At 71.8% G+C, this 9,194-nt stretch carries 8 protein-coding genes; 6 read left to right on the plus strand and 2 right to left on the minus strand.

Annotation, left to right across the window (positions count from 1 at the left end):
* Positions 1–110: 110 nt before the first annotated feature.
* The gene (locus ACZ4NT_RS37885; RefSeq protein WP_467729931.1) at positions 111–1,607 is read right to left on the minus strand and encodes an oligopeptide:H+ symporter; all 1,497 of its coding nucleotides are present in this window, start codon (positions 1,605–1,607) and stop codon (positions 111–113) included.
* A 572-nt stretch (positions 1,608–2,179) separates the two neighbouring features.
* Here ACZ4NT_RS37885 and ACZ4NT_RS37890 point away from each other — a divergent pair.
* Together ACZ4NT_RS37890 and ACZ4NT_RS37895 are read left to right on the plus strand one after the other, a co-directional pair.
* Positions 2,180–2,857 carry a response regulator transcription factor gene (locus tag ACZ4NT_RS37890; RefSeq protein WP_121402529.1) on the plus strand — a complete coding sequence of 226 codons (678 nt, stop codon included), beginning with the start codon at positions 2,180–2,182 and terminating at the stop codon, positions 2,855–2,857.
* A 73-nt stretch (positions 2,858–2,930) separates the two neighbouring features.
* Positions 2,931–4,205 carry an ATP-binding protein gene (locus tag ACZ4NT_RS37895; protein ID WP_121402530.1) on the plus strand — a complete coding sequence of 425 codons (1,275 nt, stop codon included), beginning with the start codon at positions 2,931–2,933 and terminating at the stop codon, positions 4,203–4,205.
* Positions 4,206–4,271: 66 nt separating this feature from the next.
* Here ACZ4NT_RS37895 and ACZ4NT_RS37900 read toward each other — a convergent pair whose 3' ends face one another.
* The gene (locus ACZ4NT_RS37900; RefSeq protein ID WP_121402531.1) at positions 4,272–4,811 is read right to left on the minus strand and encodes a GtrA family protein; all 540 of its coding nucleotides are present in this window, start codon (positions 4,809–4,811) and stop codon (positions 4,272–4,274) included.
* Between the two features lie 199 nt (positions 4,812–5,010).
* Here ACZ4NT_RS37900 and ACZ4NT_RS37905 point away from each other — a divergent pair, with 199 nt between their 5' ends.
* The 4 genes from ACZ4NT_RS37905 to ACZ4NT_RS37920 all read left to right on the plus strand — a co-directional run bounded on the left by ACZ4NT_RS37905 (position 5,011) and on the right by ACZ4NT_RS37920 (position 9,104).
* Positions 5,011–6,150, plus strand: a complete 1,140-nt coding sequence (locus ACZ4NT_RS37905) for a 5-(carboxyamino)imidazole ribonucleotide synthase (RefSeq protein WP_121402532.1) — start codon at positions 5,011–5,013, stop codon at positions 6,148–6,150.
* The gene (purE, locus tag ACZ4NT_RS37910) at positions 6,147–6,686 is read left to right on the plus strand and encodes a 5-(carboxyamino)imidazole ribonucleotide mutase (RefSeq protein WP_121402533.1); all 540 of its coding nucleotides are present in this window, start codon (positions 6,147–6,149) and stop codon (positions 6,684–6,686) included. The genes ACZ4NT_RS37905 and purE overlap by 4 nt, the downstream gene beginning before the upstream one ends.
* Before the next feature lie 5 nt (positions 6,687–6,691).
* Positions 6,692–7,870, plus strand: coding sequence for a dipeptidase (locus ACZ4NT_RS37915; protein WP_467729935.1), 1,179 nt, complete (start codon positions 6,692–6,694; stop codon positions 7,868–7,870).
* 112 nt (positions 7,871–7,982) lie between these two features.
* Positions 7,983–9,104 carry a dipeptidase gene (locus tag ACZ4NT_RS37920; protein ID WP_121402535.1) on the plus strand — a complete coding sequence of 374 codons (1,122 nt, stop codon included), beginning with the start codon at positions 7,983–7,985 and terminating at the stop codon, positions 9,102–9,104.
* Positions 9,105–9,194: the final 90 nt, after the last annotated feature.

Below are 9,194 nucleotides of genomic sequence, written 5' to 3' on the forward strand. Positions count from 1 at the left end.
CACCCCAAACACACACAGCCGCGACCCCCAAACAACCCCCCCCCCCCCCCACCCCCCCCCCCCCCCCCCCGCCCCTCTCCGTTCACGTCACGGCTGGGGACGAGAGCGCGTCAGCGGACGTCGCCCATCAGCTGCTTGACCTTCTTGCGGTACATCCACACCGCGAATCCGGCGACCGCGGCGAGCGTGGCCTCCAGGGTGACGATGCCCGTCTTGTTCAGGTCCACCCCGGCGATGGAGAGCAGACCGGTCGTGGCGTCACCGGCGGTGACGGCCAGGAACCAGACACCCATCATCTGCGAGGCGTACTTCGCGGGCGCCATCTTCGTCGTCAGCGAGAGGCCGACGGGGGAGACCGTCAGCTCACCCACGGTCTGCACGAAGTAGATCGCGACCAGCCACATCGCGGCCGCCTTGTGACCGCCCTCGGCGATCGTCAGGGGGGCCAGGAAGAGGAAGAAGGACGCGCCGATCAGGATCAGACCCGAGGCGAACTTCACCGCGGTGCTCGGCTCCTTGCCGCGCCGGTTCAGCGCCAGCCACAGCCACGCGAACACCGGCGCGAAGGCCATGATCATGACCGGGTTGACCGACTGGTACCAGGAGACCGGGAACTCCCAGCCGAAGACGCTGTTCTCCGCCGACTTCTCGGCGAACAGGGACAGGGTCGAACCGCCCTGGTCGTAGATCATCCAGAAGACGGCCGCGGCGACGAAGAACCAGATGTACGCGGACATCTTCGACTGCTCGACCCGGTCGAGCTCCTTGTCGCGCTTGATACGCGCGATGACCATGACCGGGATCAGCAGACCGGCGAGCGTGATCGGGACCAGCAGCCAGTTCAGCGTGTAGTGACCGGAGAAGCCGACGATCGCGTAGAAGACCACGGCGACGCCCGCCCACAGCGCGGACTTGCGCAGCGTGGCGGCCTTCTCCTCGGCGGACAGCGGCGTCGGGACGACGTCGGAACGCTCGCTCAGGTGGCGGCCGCCGAGCAGGAACTGCACCAGACCCAGGGCCATGCCGAGCGCGGCGAGCGCGAAGCCGAGGTGCCAGTTGACGTTCTCACCGATGGTGCCGATGACCAGCGGCGCGGCGAAGGCGCCGAGGTTGATGCCCACGTAGAAGAGGGTGAAGCCACCGTCGCGGCGCGGGTCGTCCGGGCCGTCGTAGAGGTGGCCGACCATCGTGGAGATGTTGGCCTTCAGCAGGCCGGAGCCGATCGCCACCAGGCCGAGGCCCGCGTAGAAGGTGCCGGAGTTCGGCAGGGCCAGGGTGAGGTGGCCGAGCATGATGACGCCGCCGGCGACGGCGACGGTCTTGCGGGGGCCGAGCACCCGGTCGGCGAACCAGCCGCCGGGCAGCGCGAGCAGGTAGACGAGGGACAGGTAGACCGAGTAGATCGCGGTCGCGGTCGCCGCGCTGAGGTGCAGGCCGCCCGGAGCGACGAGGTACAGCGGGAGCAGTGCCCTCATGCCGTAGTAGGAGAAACGCTCCCACATCTCGGTCATGAAGAGGGTGGCCAGTCCGCGGGGGTGGCCGAAGAAGGACTTCTCGGAACCGGGGGTGCCCGGAGTGACCGAGTCCTTCGTCAGGCTGGACGCCATGGTCGTTCCTTGCTGGTCGGGGCGTGCCGCACGGGGGGTCCCCCGGGCCCGGGCAAGCCGGGTACCAGGGGGCGGGAGCGCGCCCGGTGGGGGGCGGCCGGCACCGGCGGGACCGGCGTCCGCCCCCACGCCCAGGGGATTCGGCTCCGGGTCACGAAGCCGTGGACGACGACCACCGGGATCCACGCCCCGGCACGCGTCGATGCGCTCGGGGCCCGGCCACAGGTCATTCCTTTCAAGGCTGGCGAACACCAGCCCGCACACAAAAGAGACCTTCAGCATCGAACTCGCGCCAAAGGTCCCCGTGTGGTGCTACAGGCGTCTGGTCACCATACGACATGTGAATGCGGCATATGGAAGGACTTGAGACATGGATCACAGGTAAGAATGCAACCGCGGACGTTTATTCCAAGGTCTTCCTCAGGATCGCATCCCACAGCCGGAGGTGACGTCCGTCATCGCGCCCCGCGGGACGGTCCCCGGACACCCGCCGCGGAGCCCCGGGCCGAAGGTGAGAATCACGGCTGCCGATCACGCCCCGGCGCCCGTCCGAGGCGGACTACCATCAGCCCATGACCCGTGTACTGCTCGCCGAGGACGACGCGTCCATCTCGGAGCCGCTGGCCCGCGCCCTGCGCCGGGAGGGGTACGAGGTGGAAGTGCGCGAGGACGGACCCACCGCGCTCGACGCCGGCATCCAGGGCGGCATCGACCTGGTCGTGCTGGACCTCGGGCTGCCCGGCATGGACGGACTGGAAGTGGCCCGGCGGCTGCGTGCCGAGGGCCACACCATTCCCATCCTCATCCTGACCGCGCGCGCCGACGAGGTGGACACCGTCGTCGGCCTCGACGCGGGCGCCGACGACTACGTCACCAAGCCGTTCCGGCTGGCCGAACTGCTCGCCCGGGTCCGGGCCCTGCTCCGGCGCGGTGCCACGGAGCCGCAGCAGGCGCCCGCCACCCACGGCGTGCGGATCGACGTGGAGTCCCACCGCGCCTGGATGGGCGACGAGGAACTCCAGCTCACGGCGAAGGAGTTCGACCTGCTGCGGGTCCTCGTCCGCGACGCCGGCCGGGTCGTCACCCGCGACCAGCTGATGCGCGAGGTCTGGGACACCACCTGGTGGTCCTCCACCAAGACCCTCGACATGCACATCTCCTGGCTGCGCAAGAAACTGGGGGACGACGCGGCCAACCCCCGCTACATCGCGACCGTACGAGGCGTGGGCTTCCGCTTCGAGAAGAGCTAGGGGTCCCACCGTCCGACGGGCCGACGGGCCGAAGGACGACAGCCCAGCCCCTCCGCTCCCCAGGTGACAGGTCATGCGCCGACGACTCATCCAGTCCACGCTCGCCGTCGTACTCGTGGTGATCGCCGTCTTCGGTGTGTCCCTCGTCATCGTCGAGACCCGGACGATCAGCAACAGCGCCCAGGAACGCGTGGACTCCGAGGCCCTGCGGCTCGCCAGCATCGTGGACAGCCGCATCCTCGGGGACGAGCGGATCAGCGGCGACATCCTCCGGGACCAGGTCGCCGAGGGCCGCTACGCGGAGATCCGGATCCCCGGGCAGGCGCCGATCAAGATCGGCACCCCGCCCACCGGTGAGGTCATCCACTCCCAGGCCACCGGCGAGGAGGGCGAGACCGTCACCGTCGAGGAGCCGCGCTCCTCGGTGACCCGCGAGGTCGGACGGACGCTCCTGATCATCGCCGCGGTCGCGCTGCTCGCCGTGATCGCCGCCGTCCTGCTCGCGGTACGGCAGGCCAACCGCCTCGCCTCCCCGCTCACCGACCTCGCCGAGACCGCGGAACGGCTCGGCTCCGGCGACCCCCGCCCGCGCCACAAGCGCTACGGCGTCCCCGAGCTGGACCGGGTCGCCGACGTGCTGGACTCCTCCGCCGAGCGGATCGCCCGCATGCTGACCGCGGAGCGCAGGCTCGCCGCGGACGCCTCGCACCAACTCCGTACGCCCCTCACGGCGCTGTCCATGCGGCTGGAGGAGATCACCCTCACCGACGACCCGGACACCGTGAAGGAGGAGGCGACCATCGCGCTGACGCAGGTCGAGCGGCTCACGGACGTCGTGGAGCGGCTGCTCACCAACGCCCGCGACCCGCGCACGGGCTCCGCCGTCTCCTTCGACCTCGACGAGGTCATCCTCCAGCAGCTCGCCGAGTGGCGGCCCGCCTACCGCAGCGCCGGCCGCGCCATCGTCAGCTCGGGGAAGCGGCATCTGCGGGCCGTTGGCACCCCGGGCGCGGTCGCCCAGGTCCTCGCGGCCCTCATCGAGAACTCCCTGATGCACGGCGGTGGCACCGTCGCCCTGCGCACCCGCGTCACCGGGAACCAGGCCGTCGTCGAGATCACGGACGAGGGACCGGGCGTCCCCGCCGACCTGGGAGCGCGCATCTTCGAGCGCACCATCAGCGGCCGCAACTCCACGGGGATCGGGCTCGCGGTCGCCCGGGACCTGGCGGAGGCCGACGGCGGACGGCTGGAGATGCTGCAGGCGCACCCGCCGGTCTTCGCGCTCTTCCTGTCCCGCACGCCCCTGAAGAGGCCGGCAGAGGGTGAGACGGAGCCCACGGTCCGCTGACCGACCCGCCTTCCCGGCGGAGCACCCGGCGACGGGCCGGAGGCCGGGGGAGACCCGGGAACGGGATCAGGGCACGCGCTGCGCGGGCCGCTCGGCCTGGTGCGGCCGCGGTTCGAGGAACGATTCGGCACTCGCCACCGTCCCGCTCTCCGGCAGCGAGCGGAACACCATGGTGCGGTACGACCAGAAGCGGAACATCGTCGCGATCCCGATGCCGAGGACCTTGAAGACGTTGCGCTGCACCGGGCTGTCCCAGCCGAAGCCGTAGATCGCCGCGTAGAGCACACCGTTCTCGATGACCAGACCCACCATGCTGAACGCCAGGAACAGCGTCAGCTCCTTCGTCCGGGCGCTCTTGTCCCGGTCACGGTAGGTGAAGTACCGGAACCCCACGTAGTTGCAGCCGATGGCGACGACCGTGGCGATCACGTTCGCCCGCACGGCCTGCAGGTCCGTGGTGTGCCACAGCAGATTCGAGACGCCGAAGTTGACCAGGGTGCCCACGGCTCCCACGGCGCCGAACTTCGCGACCTCGCGCAGGAGCCGGTCGAACCGCTCGCGCACCGTGCTGCGGGGCGCGCGCACGTCCGTGGAACCACTGCCCATCGTGTCGCCAGCCCCCGTCGGTCGGATGCATAGGTCGGATACGTCAACCCGGCCATGCTAACCAGCGGCCCCCGGCGGCGCCCGCGTACGGGCGGACACGCGGGCAAAGACGGGCGGACGGACGCCCGGACAGCGGGGGTCCGCGGGGTCCGCGGGGGACGGAATCCGGCCGTCCCGGTGTGGCCGATACTCTTGGAGCGTGACGTTCCCGGTAGTCGGCATGGTCGGCGGGGGGCAGCTCGCTCGTATGACACACGAGGCGGGCATCCCGCTCGGCATCAGGTTCAAGCTCCTCAGTGACACCCCGCAGGATTCAGCGGCGCAGGTGGTCGGTGATGTCGTCGTCGGCGACTACCGCGACCTCGACACGCTGCGTGACTTCGCGCGGGGCTGCGACGTGATCACCTTCGATCACGAACACGTACCCACCGAGCATCTGCGGGCCCTGGAGGCGGACGGCATCCCCGTCCGCCCGGGCCCCGACGCGCTCGTGCACGCCCAGGACAAGGGCGTCATGCGCGCGAAGCTCGACGCGATCGGCGTCCCGTGCCCGCGGCACCGGATCGTGAGCGACGTCGACGACGTCGCCGCGTTCGCCGCCGAGGGCGACGGGTTCCCCGTGATCCTCAAGACCGTCCGCGGCGGCTACGACGGCAAGGGCGTCTGGTTCGTCCGCTCCGCCGAGGAGGCCGCCGCGCCCTTCCGCGCGGGCGTCCCGGTCCTCGCCGAGGAGAAGGTCGACTTCGTGCGGGAGCTCGCGGCCAACGTGGTGCGCTCGCCGCACGGCCAGGCGGTCGCCTACCCGGTCGTGGAGTCCCGGCAGGTCGACGGCGTCTGCGACACGGTGATCGCCCCCGCGCCCGGCCTCCCGGAGGCCCTGGCGCTGGAGGCGGAGGAGCTGGCCCTGCGCATCGCGCAGCAGCTCGGCGTCGTCGGACACCTCGCGGTGGAGCTCTTCGAGACCCGCGACGGCCGCATCCTGGTCAACGAACTGGCGATGCGCCCGCACAACTCGGGCCACTGGACCCAGGACGGCGCGATCACCTCCCAGTTCGCCAACCACGTCCGCGCGGTCCTCGACCTGCCCCTGGGCGATCCGCGCCCGCGCGCGCCGTGGACCGTCATGGTGAACGTCCTCGGCGGCGACTACCCCGACATGTACTCCGCGTACCTGCACTGCATGGCCCGCGACCCCAAGCTCAAGATCCACATGTACGGCAAGGACGTGAAGCCCGGCCGCAAGGTCGGCCACGTCAACACCTACGGCGACGACCTGGACGACGTCCTCGATCGCGCCCGGCACGCAGCCGGCTATCTGAGAGGCACGATCACAGAATGAGCACGTCCCCGCAGTCGCCCGTCGTCGGCATCGTCATGGGGTCCGACTCCGACTGGCCCGTCATGGAGGCCGCCGCCCAGGCGCTCGACGAGTTCGAGGTCCCCTACGAGGTCGACGTCGTCTCGGCGCACCGGATGCCGCGCGAGATGATCGCGTACGGCGAGCACGCCGCGGAGCGCGGTCTCAAGGCCATCATCGCGGGCGCGGGCGGCGCCGCCCACCTGCCCGGCATGCTCGCCTCGGTCACCCCGCTGCCCGTCATCGGCGTGCCGGTGCCGCTCAAGTACCTCGACGGGATGGACTCGCTGCTGTCCATCGTGCAGATGCCCGCGGGCGTCCCGGTCGCGACGGTCTCCGTGGGCGGTGCGCGCAACGCCGGCCTGCTGGCCGCCCGCATCCTCGCCGCGCACGACGAGGAACTGCTCGCCCGGATGCGGGAGTTCCAGCAGGAGCTGAACGACCAGGCGACCGAGAAGGGCAAGCGGCTGCGCACCAAGGTCGAGGGCGCGGGCGGCGGCTTCGGGTTCGGGAAGTGACCCGGATGTCCTCCCTGGACCTCGCCCGCGAACTGCTCGCCGACTTCCCCGTGGTCGACGGGCACAACGACCTCCCCTGGGCGTTGCGCGAGCAGGTCCGCTACGACCTCGGCGCCCGCGACCTCGCCGCCGACCAGAGCGCCCACCTGCACACCGACCTGGCACGGCTGCGCGCCGGCGGGGTCGGGGCGCAGTACTGGTCGGTGTACGTGCGCTCGGACCTGCCGGGCGCCCTCACCGCGACGCTCGAACAGATCGACTGCGTACGGCAGTTGATCGACCGCCACCCGAAGGAGCTGCGGGCCGCGCTGACCGCCGCGGACCTGGAGGCGGCGCGTGCGGAGGGCCGTATCGCCTCGCTGATGGGCGCGGAGGGCGGGCACTCCATCGACAACTCCCTCGGTGCACTGCGGGGGTTGTACGCGCTGGGCGTGCGCTACATGACGCTCACGCACAACGACAACATCGCGTGGGCGGACTCGGCGACGGACGTGCCGGCCGTGGGCGGTCTGTCGGCGTTCGGGCGCGAGGTGGTCCGGGAGATGAACCGCGAGGGCATGCTCGTGGACCTCTCGCACGTGGCGGCGACGACGATGCGGGACGCGCTCGACACGAGCGCCGCGCCCGTGATCTTCTCCCACTCCTCCGCGCGGGCGGTGTGCGACCACCCGCGCAACATCCCGGACGACGTCCTGGAGCGGCTGCCCGCCAACGGGGGCGTGGCGATGGTGACGTTCGTCCCGAAGTTCGTCCTGCAGGCGGCGGTCGACTGGACGGCCGCGGCGGACGAGAACATGCGCGCGCACGGCCTCCACCACCTCGACACCACCGCCGAGGGGATGAAGGTGCACCGTGCCTTCGAGGAGGCGAACCCGCGTCCCGTCGCCACGGTGTCCACGGTCGCCGACCACCTGGACCACATGCGTGAGGTCGCCGGCGTCGACCACCTCGGGATCGGCGGCGACTACGACGGCACGGCGTTCACCCCGGAAGGTCTCGACGACGTCTCGGGCTACCCGAACCTGGTGGCGGAGCTGGTGGACCGCGGCTGGTCCCGCGCCGACCTCGCGAAGCTGACCTGGCAGAACGCGGTGCGGGTGCTGGGCGCGGCCGAGGACGTGGCCCGCGACCTGCGGGCGAGCCGGGGTCCGTCGAACGCGACCCTGGAGCAGCTGGACGGCTGAGCGGTGCGGCGTTCGGAGGGCCGTACCCCCGAACGCCGCACCCACCAGGAAGCCCTCCGGCCCCCGTGCGACGGTGACGGTACTGCGATCACGCTGACGTACGGAGCCGGCCATGGCAGACCTCCAGGACGACCTGCACACCACCGCCGAGGTGGGCGGACTCGACCGGCCCGCCGCGCTGCCCGGGGCCGGTCCCGCGTCGCGGGTGGAGGAGGCGGCCGCCTCCTCCGACGCGCTGGAGCGCGCCCGCGCCCTCCTCGCCGAGCATCCGGTCGCCGACGGCTACACCGGGCTGCCCTGGGCGCTGCGGCACCTGCCCTGGTACGACCTGGAGCTGGGGGAGAGCTCGCTCGACACGGACGTGCCGCGGCTGCGCGCGGGCCATGTGGGCGCGCTGTTCTGGTCGCTGCATCTGCCGGAGGGGCTGGCCGGCGACCGGGCGGTCGGCGCGACCCTGGACCAGCTGGACCTGGTGAAGACGGTGGTCCAGACCCACCCGGAGGGCCTGCGGCTCGCGTACAGCGCGGGTCAGATCACCGACGCCCGGCACTGCGGCCGTATCGCCGTGCTGCTCGGTCCCGCCGGTGCTCCCGCCATCGGTGACTCCCTGGGCATCCTGCGGGCGCTGCGCTTGCTGGGTCTGCGGTTCCTGACGCTGACGGGGACGAGCTGGGCGAGCGGGACGGGTCTGACCCGGTTCGGTGAGGAAGTGGTCCGTGAGATGAACCGCCTCGGCGTGCTCCCGGACCTCTCCGGTGCCTCCGACGCCACCGTCCGCCGCGCGTTCGCCGTCTCCAAGGCCCCGGTGGTCTTCGTGCGCTCCGCGGCCCGGGCGCTGCGCCCCCACCCGGCCAACCTGCCCGACGACGTGCTGGCCGAGCTGGGCGCCGCCCACGGGCTGTGCCTGGTGCCGCTCACGGCGGAGCAGACGGGGCCGTCGGTGGGGGACGTCGCCGATCACCTCGACCATGTGCGCGCGGTCGCGGGCCCGGAGTGCGTCGGCCTGTCGGGGACGTACGACTCCGGGGCCGCGCATCCGCAGGACCTCACCGACACCTCGTGCTACCCGCGTCTGATCGCGGAGCTCCTGGACCGCGGCTGGCCCGAGTCCGACCTGGCCCTGCTCACCTGGGGCAACGTCCAGCGCGTGCTGCGCAGCGCGGACTTCACGGCCCGCGCCGCGCAGTCGCGCCGCGAGCCGTCCACCGCGAAGATCGCCGAGCTGGACGGCTGAGGGCCCGCGGGGGGGGGGGGGGAGGGGGGGGGGGGGGGGGGGGGGGGGGGGGAGGGGGGGGGGGGTGGGGGGGGAGGGGGGGGGGTGGGT

The organism is Streptomyces sp. NPDC026417 (genome assembly GCF_055567695.1).